We start from the raw sequence: 15,723 nt of genomic DNA on the forward strand, positions 1-15,723 counted from the left end.
AAAAATAGGGTGAGGATACCCCACCCTAAGCACTTGACTTAAACTTATTTAAAATTAAGGAGCTAAGGCATGACCCCGTAATAAACTACCAATGGTTTTGGCGGTAATTTTCATCTGTACTAAGGGGTTAGCCGGGACAACGGTTTTGTAGAGATAACTATCAAAAGTCATCCGTTGTACGTCCTTATCAGAACACATTTCCACAAAAGCCTCACGGGAAGCATCAGAACGATAGAAGACCCGTTGTAGAATATCTAAAACCAGGTAAGTCATACCATATTGCTTATCCCAACGTTTGAGATACAGTTTTAAATCCTCTTCCGTGGGAATACGTTGACCCGCATTCGTCACTTCTACGATGGTTTCTGCACACATACGGGCGGACTTAGCGGCAAAATAGATTCCTTCCCCAGAAGACTTAGTAACAGTCCCTGCTGCGTCTCCTACCAACGCGACACGACCCACCACACGACGGGGACGGGGATGTTCAGGAATGGGATGAGCTTCTACTTTAATAATTTCTCCCCCTTCCAGTCTACGGGCTGCACGGGCGCGAATTCCAGCTTGTAGCCCTTTAATCATGGATTTATTGACCTTCATGGTTCCCGTACCTACGGCCACGTGGTCATATTTCGGGAATACCCAAGCGTAGAAGTCAGGAGACACATCCTTACCCACATACATCTCGGCTAGGTCTTCATAGTAAGCCATTTTGTCTTGGGGTAAACGAATGCGCTCTTGGAAGGCGATCGCATAATTATAATCTCCCGCATCAATGGCCTTAGCAACGCGAGAGTTGGCCCCATCTGCTCCAATTACCACATCAACCTTGAGGGTTTTCATTTCCCCTTGGGCGTTTCCGTTGCCATGATCGGCATAATGGAGAGTGTAGGGATCGGTGTTAGTTTTAGGAAGATCTAATTGGTAAACCGTTCCGTTAATCAGGTTAGCTCCCGTTTTAGCGGCGCGATCGCGTAAAAACCCGTCTAGAACTTCTCGACGGCACATTCCAATATATTCATCTTGTCGATCAAGATTGATATCAACTTCAATGTTGGACGGAGAGATCATTTTCATCTTTCTCACCCGTCGATCAATAATTTCTGGCGGTAGATCGAATTCGCTGACCATACAGAGTGGAATGGCACCACCGCAGGGTTTGGCGTTATCTAGTTTACGCTCAAATAAGTATGTTTCAATGCCAGCTTTTGCTAATGTTTCGGCGGCGGAAGATCCGGCCGGCCCTGAACCGACAACAGCAACCCGTAAAACCAAGGCTATTCTCCTATTTCCAGAAGGGATTACGGATTGCATCGTATCATAGAGGTTCACTTTAAAGACAGCGATCAGTCAAAATCTCTCAAATTTGAAATAGAGCTTAACAATTTTGTTACATTGCTTAACAATCTGGGTTACAGATAGGCTTAGATCAATTCATAAGATTAATTGCTTATAATTTTATCAATGTATAACTAGGTAGTTCAAGACATAAGAATGGATATACAATTAAAAAAATGGGGTAATAGTATCGGATTTCCTATTCCTCAAAAAATTGCTGAAAGTTTTGGCATTGATGAAAACTCAATTGTAGAATTGACAGAATCAAAAGATGCTCTTGTCATTACTAAGAAGCAAAATGTTTCGACCCTAGATCAATTATTATCTAGTATTCCCCATGACTTTCAATACCCAGATGATGTGATAGATTTTGTGGAAAGTGAAGCCCTTGGTCAAGAAATGATTTAAGGGAGGGTCATGAATATTCAACAAGAATTCGTTGATCATATTGTTGATACTTTTAAAGTAATTATCAGTTAGAAATTTTTCGGAGATCTAAATCTTCACAAATTTATTTTGCACAACTGTTAGATTCTCTAAGAATTCTGGGCATACTATTGTTAGAGCATTAACCTTTAACAATTAAGTATTTACACTCAGAAGTAAAATCAATGGTCGCAACAATGCCTGATCTCAAGTCTCGCTGGAAGGAATTACCAGAAAATGCGAAGGAACCTCCTGTTTGTGCTAGTTTTATTACTTTTTTTCTAGAAGCTTTAGGATTTAATTGTCCTGATGAAATATTCCCTCAATTTCCCACAGGAAGGAAAAATGCGGGTAATGTAACAGTTGATTTTGCTGCACGAAAAAACCAAACATCAGATAGATTTAGTCATAATCCGATTAACCCTTATCTTATTTTAGAAGCTAAGGGAAGAAATATTAATTTAACGGAAGGAACGGCTACCTATAGAAAGACAGTACAACAGTTAAAAGGATATTTACTTGATCCCAATTCTAAAACAGTTCAATGGGGATTAATTTGTAATGCTAATCATGTTCAATTATTTCGCAAACACAATAAAGTCATTTATCCCGCTTCTCGTTGTATTAAAATTACTGAAGATAATATTGATGCCATTATTGCTAACTTTAAACAAACAATCTGGAATCCACCTCGCGCTTTAACAGTAGCCATTTATAATAATAAAGGAGGAGTAGGAAAAACAACAACAACAGTCAATTTAGCCGGAGTTTTATCTATGTTAGGTAAAAAAGTCCTAGTGATTGATTTTGATTTTCAACAGCGAGATTTAACCAACTCTTTAGGAATAAAACCTAATGAAATTACATTGTTTAATGTTTTAAAAGGTGAAAGTCAAGATTTGGCTTTAACGATTGTTAATTTTAGTCATGTCTTTCCTAATGACACGGAGCGTAACATTGATATTATTCCTGCTTCCAATAATCAACAATCAATCAGCGATTCTGAGTTAGAATTACGACAATATTGTAATGTACGGACACTGAGTAAACTCATAGAAGAATTAAGACAAAAATATGATTACATTTTTATTGATAGTCCTCCTAATAAAAATTTCTTTAGTGAAAGTTCGATTTACGCGGCTAACGCTGTTTTAATTCCGACTAAACATAATAATCTTTCTTCTTTAAGAAATGCAGCGATAACGATTAGTCAATTTATACCGGAAATAGAGAAATATAAAGGCAAAGGAAATCCAATTTCTTTACCTATTTTTTTTAATGGAGAAATTATGACTAAAGCGCAAAAACGAATAACTGATAAAGCAATTCAAGTAGTAATTGAAAAAACACAAGCAGAGGAAAATTTTGACTTAAATCCCTATTTCTATTTGTTTATGCAGTGGCAAAAGCTGCCCAATTAGAAAGGGTTTGGTGTATTATTGCTGAAGCTAGTCAAGAAGCAGAAGAAATCAGTCAAGTTTTAGCCAGAGAAACCATTCCTAAAATTAATCTTTCTACTGCATCTAGAGATGAAATTAAATCAGCACTTCGTTATCTAATTGAAGAAGGAGACAAACCCTTAAAAGGGGTAAATTTAGCGGTTGCAACCAATAAAATCGATGAATCTGATTGTAAGTTTTGGAAGAATTTTGAGCCAGTAACTAAGCTTAAATGTGGCATTACTAAAGGGAAAAAATTAGATTCTCTTAAACAAGTATTCTATTTAACTCCTGAACCTAAACCTGAACCTGAACCAATTATAGTTAAATCAGAATTAAATAAATTAACAGTCAGGGAGTTAAAACAATTGGCAAAAGACACAGGAATAACGGGATATAGTAGTCTCAAAAAAGCTGAATTGATTAATAAGTTAAAGGAAAAAGTTTAAACACTCATTATTAAGTAACCACAGACATTCCATAAAAAGGAATCACCTCTGACCAATGGGGGCGTTTTCCCTGTTGCCAGTCATAATCAGCTAATTCTAATACACTATTAGCCGTCATGCCTAAAGCTAATGGGGTGATTAAAGGTTGACTAAAAATCTGTAAATCCTGTAACTTTTGTGTCCATTCCTCCGGCATCATGACGGAATCTTCTAATATTGTTTTTAATCCTGTATTCTCAGTATTTTTAGTATAAATTGCCCCATATAATTGACCTCTTGAAGCTTTCATTTGTACCGGAATAGGGGAATTAATATCATATTTATCTTGATGAAACCAAGCGAAAGCAGCTAAGGTAGAAACCCCAAACAGAGGAATATTTAATTGTTGGGCTAAAGTTCGGGCTGTTACCACACCAATGCGGCTACTGGTAAAACTGCCTGGCCCTTTCGCCACAGCAATAAACTTGAAATGCTGCCAAGTTTTCTGGTCAATAAAGTCTAATAAATATTGATGTAAATAATTAGATAATTCTCGATCTAAATCCCAAGTTTTTGTATAAGTATCTTGAGCAAAGTCACTCAGACTCAGTCCGAGTTGAGAACTGCTAGTATGTAACGCCAAACCATATTGATGAAAATTGGGAAAGGTCATAATCAACGAAGAAGCCTTTAAAACTCAGAGCTTAAATATACTACTATGCCCCGATAAGTAAGGCAATTTGTATTGATCATTGAGAATTTAGCTAAGATAGAATCTGGGGAAAAACTAAACAAATCCTAATGTTATCCCTAACTTTGATTACAATTGCCCATAGAGCGTAACGCGACTTTTCTAGGAGCTAACCGTGAGTCACAACACCCTAATAGACACGCCAGCTAAAGCCTTTGATACCAATGAATTTGACACCTATGTGATGCACACCTATGGGCGGTTTCCTATCGCCATGGAACGAGGAGAAGGTTGTCATCTTTGGGACACGGAAGGAAAGGAATATCTTGATTTTGTGGCGGGTATTGCCACCTGTACCCTAGGCCATGCCCATCCTGCCCTAATTAAAACAGTAACCCAACAGATCCAAAAGCTACACCATGTCTCCAATTTATACTATATTCCCCAACAAGGAGAACTGGCTCAGTGGATTGTGGAAAATTCCTGCGCGGATCGGGTCTTTTTCTGTAATTCTGGGGCAGAAGCTAACGAAGCAGCTATTAAACTGATTCGTAAATATGCCCATACTGTTCTCGACTTTTTAGAGCAACCGGTTATTTTAACCGCCAAAGGGAGTTTTCATGGACGAACTTTAGCCACCATTACCGCCACAGGACAACCCAAATATCAACAGGATTTTGCCCCTTTGATGCCTGGATTTGAATATGTTCCTTACAATGATATCAAAGCCGTTGAACACGCGATCGCTGATATTGATGAAGGCAACCGTCGGGTAGCAGCAATCATGTTAGAACCCTTACAAGGAGAAGGGGGAGTGCGCCCTGGTGATATGGATTATTTCTTGCGTCTGAGAAAGATTTGTGATGAGAATAATATTCTCTTGGTCTTTGATGAAGTCCAAGTGGGAGTGGGACGCACCGGAAAACTTTGGGGCTATGAAAATTTGGGGGTTGAACCTGATATCTTTACCAGCGCGAAAGGGTTAGCCGGGGGTATTCCCATTGGGGCCATGATGTGTAAAAAATTCTGCGATGTGTTTACCCCAGGAACCCACGCCAGCACCTTTGGCGGCAACCCCTTTGCTTGTGCTTCTGCTTTGACTGTTTTACACACCATTGAAAAAGATCATCTCTTACACAATGTACAAGCCCGTGGGGAACAATTACGCAGCAAATTGCGGGCGATCGCTCAAAAAGATCCTACCCTATTTACGGATGTACGAGGTTGGGGATTAATTAACGGTATGGAAATCAATGAGGAGATGTCTGTTACTGCTATTGATATTGTTAAGGCGGCCATGGAAGAAGGGTTATTATTAGCCCCGGCAGGTCCAAAAGTGTTACGCTTTGTTCCGCCTTTAATTGTGTCTGAGGAAGAGGTTAATCAAGCAGCCGCCATTCTTGAAAAAGCGATTAGTAAAGTCTGTTCAGCAACTGCTTGTTAATGGTTAATTAAGAAAGAGTGCGTTGCTCAATTAGCGCACTCTTAATTATGATAAGAAGTGGTGAGTTCTGAGAAAATTTTCTATGAGTGAAGAATTAGCAAAACGCAAGTTATTGTCTGCCTTATGTCACGGTTCTATTTTTTTTAGTGCGACTGTTGTCTCAATTGGTATCCCAATTGCTATTTTATTTATTTCTGATGATGCCACCATTCAAAGTAATGCCAAAGAAGTCTTAAACTTTCACCTAAATATTTGGCTTTATGGTATTATTTTTGGCATTCTTACTTTAATTATTATTGGTTGGCTATTGTTAGGAATTTTAGGAATTTTTACTTTAATTATGCCGATTCTTGCCATTATTCAGGTATTAAGTGACCCGAATAAAATCTTTCGCTATCCTTTTATTTTTAGGGTTTTATAAGATCTTCACGATCATCAAACATATTGTTGAGGTTGAGTTTTGCGGAAAAATACTAATCCCTATGATTACCCATTTCGCCGTATTTATCAAACCTTTATTACTTCTGTTGTTTTAATGACAGGAGGTTGGTTATTATACTCATCAATTCATGATTTTAATCCCTTTTCTCTTTTTCCTAAAACCCAATCAACCGCTAAAATTCAACCCTTAGTCATGAAAGGGGGCGATCCCTATATTCGGGCATTAATGCGGACAATTACTGCTAGTGAGGCAAATGTCAGCAAACCTTACCATGTTCTCTATGGGGGTCAATATGTCTCGAATTTAGACCAACATCCTGACATTTGTATTAGGATTGTAACCGGCCCCAATCAAGGAAACTGTACCACCGCAGCCGGGCGATATCAATTCCTAAATACTACCTGGGCCAGCAAAGCTAAACGATATCATCCCAACTCTTCAGGACTATTTTGGTGGAAATCCTACAGTTTTGAACCCGAATATCAAGATAAGGTCGTTTATCGTTGGTTAAGCGATCCGAAAGCCTGGGGAGTGAATATTTCCCAATTATTGCAAGCCGGCAAAATTGAGGAGGTATTACGATTACTATCAGGAACTTGGACAAGTTTAGGCTATGGTATTGAAACCAATTCTATGAGTTCCCATTTGCCTAAAATTTATCAGCAAATGTTACAAGAAGAACTTTGAATCTAAATACTCCTAATAAGCGATCACTCACCATGTTAGACTTGACCTAATCACAAACTTTGGACGAAGAAAAAAGTTTTTTCTTCTGTCAAATTCAGCATCTAATGGAGTAATTTATGCCTTACACCGTTGATACAGCACGTAATATCTTTTCCAATACCTTGGCCGCAGATGCTGTTCCCGCAACAACAGCCCGTTTTAACCAGCTTAGTGCAGAAGATCAACTGGCGTTGATTTGGTTTGCTTACTTAGAAATGGGAAAAAACATTACGATTGCGGCTCCTGGAGCGGCTAATATGCAGTTTGCTGAATTGACTTTGGCACAGATTAAGGAAATGTCCTTCAGGGAACAATCCCAAGCCATGTGCGATCTAGCCAATCGGATCGATACCCCCATCAATCGTACCTATGCAACATGGACGGCCAACATTAAGCTGGGCTTTTGGTATCGTCTAGGTCAATGGATGTCCGAAGGATTTGTTGCTCCCATTCCTCCCGGTTATCAACTTTCTGCGAATGCTTCGGCAATTCTCGCAACCATTTGTAGTCTTGAACCCGGACAGCAAATCACTGTTTTGAGAAATGCAGTGGTAGACATGGGCTATGATCCGAACAAGATTCAGGACTATCAGCGTCTATCTGAACCTGTCGTTGTACCCACGGAAGTCTCTAAGCGCGAAAAGGTGACTATCGAAGGAATTGATAATCCCACCATTATTCAATATATGACCAATCTCAATGCCAATGATTTTGATGCCCTGATTAAATTGTTTGCAGAAGATGGTGCGCTCCAACCGCCTTTCCAACGCCCTATTGTGGGAAAAGAATCTATACTTCGTTTCTTTAGAGAAGAATGTCAAAATCTTAAACTTGTACCTGAACGGGGTGTGAGTGAACCAGCTAATGATGATTTCCTGCAAATTAAGGTCACTGGGACTTGTCAAACCCCTTGGTTTGGTGCAAATGTCGGCATGAATATTGCTTGGCGTTTTCTGTTAAATCCTGATGGCCAAATATTCTTTGTTGCGGTTGATTTATTGGCATCTGCCAAGGAACTTTTAAACTTGGTGCGTAAATAGAGACTTGTTGGCGATTTGGACTGGGATATCTCCAAATTTTTCTGCTGACTAAAATGAGAGCGTCCTCAGAGGGGACGCTTTTTTGTCAACCTACAACGGAAATCATGGTATTACAGAAACAGGAATCATATTTGGGTTTATGGCTGGCGATCGCTATTCTTTTATTGTGGCTAAGCAGTGGCCTTGTCCTCATGGCTTTTCCCCTGACCCAGATGAGTTGGATGGTGATCGCCGTAGGAGTAGGGGTTCGCTCTTTTTTACACACAGGGTTATTTATCCTTGCCCATGATGCGATGCATGGCAATCTCGTTCCTCACAATCTTCTTCTCAACCAAAAAATAGGTCAAATAGCCGTCAGTTTATATGCTTGCTTGTCCTATGAAAATTGTCAAAACAATCATCAAAATCACCATTTAAACCCGGCACAAATTGGCGATCCTGACTTCCATGATGGAGTCCATTGTCAGGCAATTTTTTGGTATTGTAAATTCCTGTGCAGTTACTTTTCTGTTGCCCAATTTATCAAATTTTTGGGGGCGATCGCTCTATTGTCTCTCTTTTTTCATGCTTTATTTGATGTTGCTTACTTAAATTTATTACTATTTTTCCTGGTTCCTCTGGTCTTGAGTTCGCTTCAGCTTTTCTTTTTTGGGACATATTTGCCTCATGGCAAAGCCATATCTTGGCCAAACAGGGCGCACCCCACTCATTTTTTAGGGAATTGCTGGTCCTTACTAACTTGTTATCACTTTGGCTTCTATCATCAAGAACACCACGCTTTTCCCCAAATTCCTTGGTTTCAACTGCCTCAAGCAACTTTCATTTCCCAAAGTCACCAAAAACTATTATAATTAGCATTGATATAGCACAATACCATAGGCAATAGACAATAAGCACTAGCTCACGACTTTTGAGGATCTAGTAGCCTATGCTTTGACGGCTAGATCAGAAAAATAATGTTCTTAGATTGTATAAATTCAAAAAACTATTAATGCTGACAATGCCCCTTTCTGAAACTCAATGGTCACCTCAAGAAGAAAAAGTTGCCAAGGCTGCTTTTGATACAGCCTATCGTCGTGAAGTCGCTTCAATGATGGCAGAAGTTAAACAACAAGCTCAAAAAGCGACCAATCCAGATGAACTATGGAAACTGCATGATTTTCTCAGTGCAAGAAGGCATGATCTCGATGGTAAATATGATTTTCGTAGTTCGATGTTAATTTTTGTCTTTGCTCAATTGCTCAAAGAAGACTGGTTAGAAATTGGGGAATTACAAGGATTGAGTGCCGATAAGATCGCCAAGGTAAAAGCACTTTCTCTAATTTGATTTAGTGTCAGGAATTTATCAAGCGATCACTAGAAAAAAGGCTACAACCCTCTTCCCTTTTGCCTTGCTAAAACGCATTTTAAATGGGTTTTAGCTTATTCCCTATCCTCTAAGAAAGACTCAATTTTTGCTGAGTTTTATTAACTGATTCTGCCTCGTCTACACTGTGGATTAATAAAGCTGCTACCATGAGAGAAAAGCCACCTAAAACAACAACAAGTAGACGATTACTTCCTAAAAAATTGTGCATAATCCAACCTAAACCAAGGGCAGCAAAAATTTGAGGAATAACAATAAAGGCGTTAAAAAGTCCCATGTATAGTCCCATATTTTTCTCAGGAATCGTCGGCGATAACAGGGCATAGGGAATGGCTAAGGTACTTGACCAAGCCATGCCAAAACCGACCATTGGTAACAGAATAAAATAGGGATTTTCTATCCAGAATAAGGAAATAATTCCCACTCCGCCGCACAATAAACAAACAGAATGGGTGATTTTTTTACTGGTTATTTCTGTTAGTTTTGGTAACAGCCAAGAAAAGAGAAAACACACCCCATTGTAAACAGCAATACAAATTCCTGCCCATTCAATTCCTTCCGTATAAAGGGTTGAATTTTCGTTGACTGCTCCAAAGATATTATGAGCAACGGCCGGGGGAAAATACAAAAATAAACAAAAGATACCTAACCAGGTAAAAAACTGCACAATTGCCAATTGTTTCATGGTGTTTGGCATGGCTTTAATTAAGGAAAAAATTTCCAGAAATTTATTGCCTATACTTTGATTTTTTACGGATTTTTGTAAGGCTTCTAAATTTTTTGGTGGTTTTTCTTCTGTCGTTAATACTGTCCAAAGGACGGTACTAAAAAAAACAAAAGCCCCGATATAAAAAGAGACTTTAACAGTAAGGGGAATGGTATTCGGTGCAGGAGAATGATTATTTAAGTTGAATAAATGAGTCAATATCCAGGGAGAAAGAGAGGCAATAACGGCTCCTGAACCGATAAAAAAGCTTTGCATGGCAAAGCCTTTTGTATGCTGTTTTTTGGGGAGTAAATCAGCAATAAAAGCCCGAAAAGGTTCCATACTAATATTAACTGATGTGTCTAAAATCCACAACAATCCAGCAGCTATCCACAGGTTTGAAGCGTTAGGCATTAAGATTAAAGCCAAGGAACTTAAAATTGCACCGACTAAAAAATAAGGTCTTCTTCGGCCTAAAGGGCCCCAAGTGTGATCACTCATATAACCAATAATGGGTTGAGCAATTAAACCACTTACTGGGGCCGCTAACCAAAGTAAGGGAATTTGTTCAGGATTAGCCCCTAAATATTCATAAATTGCACTGGTATTGGCCATTTGTAAAGCCCACCCATATTGGATGCCAAAAAAACCAAAACTCATGTTCCAAAGTTCTAAGAAATTTCGAGTTCTTTTTTGGGGGTTTACAACCGTCATAATCTCATAATCTCAATCAACAACAAAGAAGCCATTAGCTGATTTTTTGGGTTTTTAGCTAATGGCTGATTTAACAACTCGGTAGTCTTCAGTTAAGTAAAATCTAGGTCATCAAACTCCGCTTTAAGATCTCTGGCCATTAATTCTTGGACAGCTTCTTGTGCGGTAATTTTGCCATTTAACAGTCGGTAAACTTGGCGGGAAATGGGAATGGCTATTCTGTATTTCTTAGCTAAATCTACCAACACATTCGCCGTATTAACCCCTTCTGCCGTACTTTTTAAATCTAGGAGAATTTCCTCTAAGGTTTTCCCTTGAGAAAGACCATAACCGACGCGATAATTACGGGATAAAGAACTATCACAAGTTGCCATTAAATCCCCCAATCCTGATAGGCCAAAGAAAGTTTCTGGGGAAGCTCCTAATTCCATTCCGACACGAATCATTTCCGGTAACGCACGGGTTAATAGGGCAGATTTGGCATTAGTTCCTAACTGTAAGCCATCACAAACCCCAGAAGCGATCGCCATGACATTTTTCAGGGTTCCTCCTAATTCTGTACCGATGGGATCATTGTTCACGTAAACCCGAAAAATATCCGATGAAAAGATTTCTTGCACAGTTTCTGCGGCGGTTATATTCTCACTAGAAACAACGGTGGCCGCGGGCAGTCCTTTTTTAATTTCTTCTGATAAATTGGGCCCTGATAATACCACCACGGGATGGGTAGGAAAGGTTTCTTGCCAAATTTGAGAAGGGGTTAAGGTTGTAACAGGATCTAATCCTTTTGTTGCACTGACAAAAATGGTTTCTTCGGGAATTTTTAAGGCTTGAAGTTTCTCAATAGTCGGTCTTACCCCTTTCATGGAAACTGCAGAAACAATGACCGATGCTTCCTGAACAATATCGGCTAAAGATTCTGTACTTTTTCGTGACCAGATTCGGACATTATTCTGATCATTATATTTGGCTAAGGTGGCTAATGCTTGTCCCCATAATCCTGCACCGATGATGGTTAAGTTAATCTTTTTATTCGTCATGGAATTTGGTTTATTACTAACAACTTTTCAGGGTCGCTCTAATATTTTAGGTTAGCGTCTACAGCTATTTCTCAATCATCCCCCTTATTATAGCACTATGATATAACTGTCTTTTAAAGTAACAAGCTTACTTGATTTTTAGATATAACCAAACAACTAACCGCTAGTTGATGGTTGTTGATAAAATAAAAATACTCTAAAATTTAATCTGTGTTTCCTTGTGAGACTCGATAATGAAGAGCAAACTCCTGTTGACCCCTAAAAATCATGAAATTCCAACCCAACCACCGATTAGACATCTTGGTGTCTGAGACTTCTCCCTCTCAAAAACAACCTGAAACGGAGAATCAATCAGTGTCGGGGCAGAAAACCGTGGGGTTCCATCAATCGAGAGAGGACAGTAAACAACAATTAATTGCCCAATTAATAGCGGAGAATCAACAATTAAAACAGGAATTAAAGGCAAAAAAGCAAGAAATTCAGGTATTAAGCCAACAAAATCATACTAAAACTGATTTTGAAATCATCTTGCAAGGGGTAGCTGATGCTTTAATTATTGTTAACCAGGAAGGCTATATCCAATTTGTCAATCCGGCCGCTGAAAAATTATTGGGCCGTTCAGGGAATCAATTAATCAATCATTGTTTAGGAATGCCTGTCAGTAATGATGAGACAGAAATCACGATTTTTCGTCCTACAGGGCAATTAATTATTGCAGAGATGCGAGTGGCGAAAATTCCTTGGAATCAAGAAACTGCATATTTAGCCTCTTTAAGAGATGTAACGGAACGTCAAGAGGCAGAAGCGGCCCTCAAAGAAAGTGAAGAGCGATTTCGCCTCCTGGCCGACACAGCCCCAGTGTTAATTTGGATGGCAGGAACCCAAGGAGAATTTACCTTTGTCAGTCAACCTTGGTTAACTTTCACAGGACAATCTTTAGAAGAACAATTAAACGACGGTTGGCAAAAAAATCTACATCCTGAGGATAAATCTAGTTATTTAAAAACCTATTTAAACGCCTTTAAAAAACCAGCTAGTTTTGAACAAAAATTCCGCCTGAAGCATTTTGATGGTAACTATCGTTGGTTATTAAGTCGTGGGGTTCCTCGCTTGACATCTGAAGGGGAATTTGTCGGTTATATTGGGTCTTGTATTGATATTACTGAACATAAAAAATTAGAAGAGACTCTATTACAAATTAGTACGGCGGTGGAAAGTTCGAGTGAAGCGATTAGTATTCTCGATAAAAAGGGGAAATCTCTCTATCATAATCCTGCTTTTGTGGAATTGTTTGGCTATACACCAGACACTTTGAACGAGATGGGCGGTTTGAAAAAAATATTTTGTGATCAAGATTATTTTCGTTATCAAACTGTAATTAATGCCATTGCTGAAGGCAGTAATTCCTGGCGTGGTGAATTAGGGATTCGTTCTCCTAAAGGTCAAAAGAGACAGCTTTGCCTTCATGCTGATGGAATTTGTGACAAAAATAAGCAAATTATCGGGATTGTGATTACGGCGACGGATATTACCGAACGCAAACGATTTGAGAAAGAGTTAAAACAAACTAATAGCAAATTAAAGGCATCTGTCAAACAATTAGAGATAGTTAATCACGATATTGTGATGTTAGGAGAAACCATTGAATTATTACAAGCTTGTCTTTCTCTAGATGAAGCTCAAAAGCTTTTAAAAATGCAAGTTCCTCGTTTATTTCAAGGGGTTTCAGGGTCAATTTTTGTATTTAATCAAGACAATAAACTCATGGAAGCGATGACAACTTGGGGAGTACAAACTAATAGTGAATTAGTCTTTTCTCCCAATGATTGCTGGGCCTTGAGACGAGGACGTTTGCACACAGTTCATAGTGGTTGTGGTTTGTTATGTTCCCATGTTGACATGAACAGTCCTAACAAAAATGCTTCCCTTTGTTTACCGATGACAGCAAGGGGAGAAACCTTGGGATTAATTTATTTATATGATCGCAAAAAAACCTTTTTATCAGAGGAAAAACAACAATTTGTGGCGACGGTTGCGGAACATTTAGCCTTAGCATTAGGCAACTTAAAATTAAGGGAAACCTTACAACAAGAATGTATCCGTGACCCCTTAATGGGACTGTTTAACCGTCGTTATTTAGAGGCTTCTTTAGAACGGGAATTGTCAAGGGCCAAACGCCACCAACAAACTCTAGGGGTGATTATGGTGGATATCGATCATTTTAAACGCTTTAACGATGATTATAGTCATGAAGCTGGTGATATCGTGTTGCGGGTGGTAGGAGAATTTTTACAAAAAAGTGTTCGGGGTTCTGATATTGCTTGTCGCTATGGCGGAGAAGAATTAACCTTAATTTTGCCTGATGCTAGTCTAGAAGAAAGCCAATATCGGGCCGAAGAACTTCGTCAAGGAATTAAACAATTAATTGTTAAATATCAAGGGCAACATTTACGACAAATTACGGCTTCTTTTGGGGTTGCAAGTTATCCCGAAAAAGGGATGACTGTCTCTCAACTGTTATCGAATGCAGATGCAGCTTTATATCAAGCTAAAGCCCAAGGAAGAGATTGTGTGGTGATGGCCACTTAAATATTTAACCTCCGCCACAACCGCTAACCTTAATTTTTTAACTTTTCTAAGATAACATTGATAAATTGTTCATGGTGAACAGCTATTAATTATTAACCTAACCTGAAGCTAGTCTAAAGTTATCCGCAGTTTCAACTATTTTTGATTAAGATCGGTAATAACATTTGTGAAGTCAAACAGTTGACTTCTGAATTAAAGCGGTGTCCCTACACCCTACACCCAATTGATATTCTGAAATTCTGACTTCATTATGACAAGTTTACAGCCCCTCGTAATTCCTGAACATAGCCTTGACCGCGACTGTACCACTCTTTCCCGCCACGTTTTACAGCAACTCAAGAGTTTTTCCCCTGAAGCACAGGATCTCAGTGCTATTATGAACCGCATTGCCCTGGCTGGCAAGTTAATCGCCCGTCGTCTCAGTCGGGCCGGTTTAATGGCTGATGTGTTAGGGTTTACCGGAGAAACCAATGTGCAAGGAGAGTCCGTCAAAAAGATGGATATCTTTGCTAATGATGTGTTTATCTCCGTTTTTAAGCAAAGTGGGTTAGTTTGTCGTCTTGCTTCTGAGGAGATGGATAAACCCTATTATATCCCTGAAAATTGTCCCATTGGTCGTTATACTTTGCTATATGATCCGATTGATGGATCATCCAATGTTGATATTAATTTGAGTGTGGGATCAATCTTTGCTATTCGTCAACAAGTAGGGGAAGATTTAGACGGAGAAGGTAGTGATTTATTGCAAAATGGACGGGAACAATTAGCCGCAGGTTATATTGTTTATGGCCCTTCTACCATGTTGGTTTATTCTATTGGTCATGGGGTTCATTCTTTCTTGCTTGACCCCAGTTTAGGGGAGTTTATTTTGGCCCAAGAAAATATTAAAATCCCCGACCATGGGCCTGTTTATAGTACCAATGAAGGGAATTTTTGGCAGTGGGATGAAGCGATTAGAGACTACACTCGTTATGTTCATCGTCATGAAGGTTATACTGCCCGTTATAGTGGGGCATTAGTAGGAGATATTCACCGAATTTTGATGCAAGGGGGTGTGTTTTTATACCCTGGTACTATTAAGAAACCTGAAGGAAAATTACGCTTACTTTATGAAACTGCACCCTTAGCGTTTTTGATAGAACAAGCAGGAGGAAAAGCGAGTGATGGGTTACAACCTATCTTAGATCTTATTCCTAATAAACTTCATGCGAGAAGTCCTTTAGTGATTGGTTCTAAAGAAGATGTTAGCCTGGTAGAATCATTTATTCTCGATCATAAGCGTCGGGGTGGTGAAGGGCAATAAAAAAATACAAGTAGAGGCATAATATATTATG

The 15,723-nt window shown here is 39.0% G+C and carries 15 protein-coding genes; 11 read left to right on the forward strand and 4 right to left on the reverse strand.

Annotation, left to right across the window (positions count from 1 at the left end; genetic code table 11):
- Window positions 1-54: 54 nt before the first annotated feature.
- A complete protein-coding gene (gene chlP, locus VB715_RS04375) occupies window positions 55-1,275 on the reverse strand; it encodes a geranylgeranyl reductase (RefSeq protein WP_323300186.1) in 1,221 nt (406 codons plus the stop codon).
- A 219-nt stretch (window positions 1,276-1,494) separates the two neighbouring features.
- Between chlP and VB715_RS04380 the strand changes: the two genes are divergently transcribed.
- The 3 genes from VB715_RS04380 to VB715_RS04390 all read left to right on the forward strand — a co-directional run bounded on the left by VB715_RS04380 (window position 1,495) and on the right by VB715_RS04390 (window position 3,652).
- Complete coding sequence (locus VB715_RS04380; RefSeq protein ID WP_323299972.1) at window positions 1,495-1,746, forward strand: AbrB/MazE/SpoVT family DNA-binding domain-containing protein; 252 nt, start codon at window positions 1,495-1,497, stop codon at window positions 1,744-1,746.
- A gap of 215 nt (window positions 1,747-1,961) precedes the next feature.
- Window positions 1,962-3,185 (forward strand): ParA family protein, encoded by a 1,224-nt coding sequence (locus VB715_RS04385; RefSeq protein ID WP_323299973.1) that lies wholly within the window; start codon window positions 1,962-1,964, stop codon window positions 3,183-3,185.
- On the forward strand, window positions 3,164-3,652 hold the full coding sequence (locus VB715_RS04390) for a Rho termination factor N-terminal domain-containing protein (protein WP_323299974.1): 489 nt from the start codon (window positions 3,164-3,166) through the stop codon (window positions 3,650-3,652). The genes VB715_RS04385 and VB715_RS04390 overlap by 22 nt, the downstream gene beginning before the upstream one ends.
- Before the next feature lie 10 nt (window positions 3,653-3,662).
- On the opposite strand, the gene tsaB is transcribed toward VB715_RS04390, so the two are convergent.
- Complete coding sequence (tsaB, locus tag VB715_RS04395; protein ID WP_323299975.1) at window positions 3,663-4,304, reverse strand: tRNA (adenosine(37)-N6)-threonylcarbamoyltransferase complex dimerization subunit type 1 TsaB; 642 nt, start codon at window positions 4,302-4,304, stop codon at window positions 3,663-3,665.
- A 193-nt stretch (window positions 4,305-4,497) separates the two neighbouring features.
- On the opposite strand from tsaB, the gene VB715_RS04400 reads away from it, so the two are divergent.
- The 6 genes from VB715_RS04400 to VB715_RS04425 all read left to right on the forward strand — a co-directional run bounded on the left by VB715_RS04400 (window position 4,498) and on the right by VB715_RS04425 (window position 9,301).
- On the forward strand, window positions 4,498-5,766 hold the full coding sequence (locus VB715_RS04400) for an aspartate aminotransferase family protein (RefSeq protein ID WP_323299976.1): 1,269 nt from the start codon (window positions 4,498-4,500) through the stop codon (window positions 5,764-5,766).
- Window positions 5,767-5,848: 82 nt separating this feature from the next.
- A complete protein-coding gene (locus tag VB715_RS04405; protein WP_323299977.1) occupies window positions 5,849-6,187 on the forward strand; it encodes a DUF4870 domain-containing protein in 339 nt (112 codons plus the stop codon).
- A gap of 39 nt (window positions 6,188-6,226) precedes the next feature.
- Window positions 6,227-6,895, forward strand: a complete 669-nt coding sequence (locus tag VB715_RS04410) for a glycoside hydrolase family protein (protein ID WP_323299978.1) — start codon at window positions 6,227-6,229, stop codon at window positions 6,893-6,895.
- A 116-nt stretch (window positions 6,896-7,011) separates the two neighbouring features.
- Window positions 7,012-7,974, forward strand: coding sequence for an orange carotenoid-binding protein (locus VB715_RS04415; RefSeq protein WP_323299979.1), 963 nt, complete (start codon window positions 7,012-7,014; stop codon window positions 7,972-7,974).
- A gap of 104 nt (window positions 7,975-8,078) precedes the next feature.
- Window positions 8,079-8,825: a fatty acid desaturase gene (locus tag VB715_RS04420; protein WP_323299980.1), complete on the forward strand. Its 747-nt coding sequence runs from the start codon at window positions 8,079-8,081 to the stop codon at window positions 8,823-8,825.
- A gap of 140 nt (window positions 8,826-8,965) precedes the next feature.
- The gene (locus VB715_RS04425) at window positions 8,966-9,301 is read left to right on the forward strand and encodes a hypothetical protein (RefSeq protein ID WP_323299981.1); all 336 of its coding nucleotides are present in this window, start codon (window positions 8,966-8,968) and stop codon (window positions 9,299-9,301) included.
- 109 nt (window positions 9,302-9,410) lie between these two features.
- On the opposite strand, the gene VB715_RS04430 is transcribed toward VB715_RS04425, so the two are convergent.
- Entirely contained in the window at window positions 9,411-10,760 is a 1,350-nt protein-coding gene (locus VB715_RS04430) for an MFS transporter (protein ID WP_323299982.1), read from the reverse strand.
- Between the two features lie 92 nt (window positions 10,761-10,852).
- Entirely contained in the window at window positions 10,853-11,800 is a 948-nt protein-coding gene (locus VB715_RS04435; protein ID WP_323299983.1) for an NAD(P)H-dependent glycerol-3-phosphate dehydrogenase, read from the reverse strand.
- A gap of 267 nt (window positions 11,801-12,067) precedes the next feature.
- Between VB715_RS04435 and VB715_RS04440 the strand changes: the two genes are divergently transcribed.
- The gene (locus VB715_RS04440) at window positions 12,068-14,389 is read left to right on the forward strand and encodes a diguanylate cyclase (RefSeq protein ID WP_323299984.1); all 2,322 of its coding nucleotides are present in this window, start codon (window positions 12,068-12,070) and stop codon (window positions 14,387-14,389) included.
- 250 nt (window positions 14,390-14,639) lie between these two features.
- The gene (fbp, locus tag VB715_RS04445; protein ID WP_323299985.1) at window positions 14,640-15,692 is read left to right on the forward strand and encodes a class 1 fructose-bisphosphatase; all 1,053 of its coding nucleotides are present in this window, start codon (window positions 14,640-14,642) and stop codon (window positions 15,690-15,692) included.
- Window positions 15,693-15,723: the final 31 nt, after the last annotated feature.

Source organism: Crocosphaera sp. UHCC 0190, from assembly GCF_034932065.1.
Taxonomy (GTDB): domain Bacteria; phylum Cyanobacteriota; class Cyanobacteriia; order Cyanobacteriales; family Microcystaceae; genus UHCC-0190.

Coding starts and splice junctions, on each gene's coding strand:
- fbp (WP_323299985.1), top strand. CDS start 14,640: ATGACAAGTTTACAGCCCCTCGTAATTCCTGAACATAGCCTTGACCGC.
- VB715_RS04430 (WP_323299982.1), bottom strand. CDS start 10,760: ATGACGGTTGTAAACCCCCAAAAAAGAACTCGAAATTTCTTAGAACTT.
- VB715_RS04420 (WP_323299980.1), top strand. CDS start 8,079: ATGGTATTACAGAAACAGGAATCATATTTGGGTTTATGGCTGGCGATC.
- VB715_RS04415 (WP_323299979.1), top strand. CDS start 7,012: ATGCCTTACACCGTTGATACAGCACGTAATATCTTTTCCAATACCTTG.
- VB715_RS04440 (WP_323299984.1), top strand. CDS start 12,068: ATGAAATTCCAACCCAACCACCGATTAGACATCTTGGTGTCTGAGACT.
- VB715_RS04380 (WP_323299972.1), top strand. CDS start 1,495: ATGGATATACAATTAAAAAAATGGGGTAATAGTATCGGATTTCCTATT.
- tsaB (WP_323299975.1), bottom strand. CDS start 4,304: ATGACCTTTCCCAATTTTCATCAATATGGTTTGGCGTTACATACTAGC.
- VB715_RS04405 (WP_323299977.1), top strand. CDS start 5,849: ATGAGTGAAGAATTAGCAAAACGCAAGTTATTGTCTGCCTTATGTCAC.
- VB715_RS04385 (WP_323299973.1), top strand. CDS start 1,962: ATGCCTGATCTCAAGTCTCGCTGGAAGGAATTACCAGAAAATGCGAAG.
- VB715_RS04425 (WP_323299981.1), top strand. CDS start 8,966: ATGCTGACAATGCCCCTTTCTGAAACTCAATGGTCACCTCAAGAAGAA.
- VB715_RS04435 (WP_323299983.1), bottom strand. CDS start 11,800: ATGACGAATAAAAAGATTAACTTAACCATCATCGGTGCAGGATTATGG.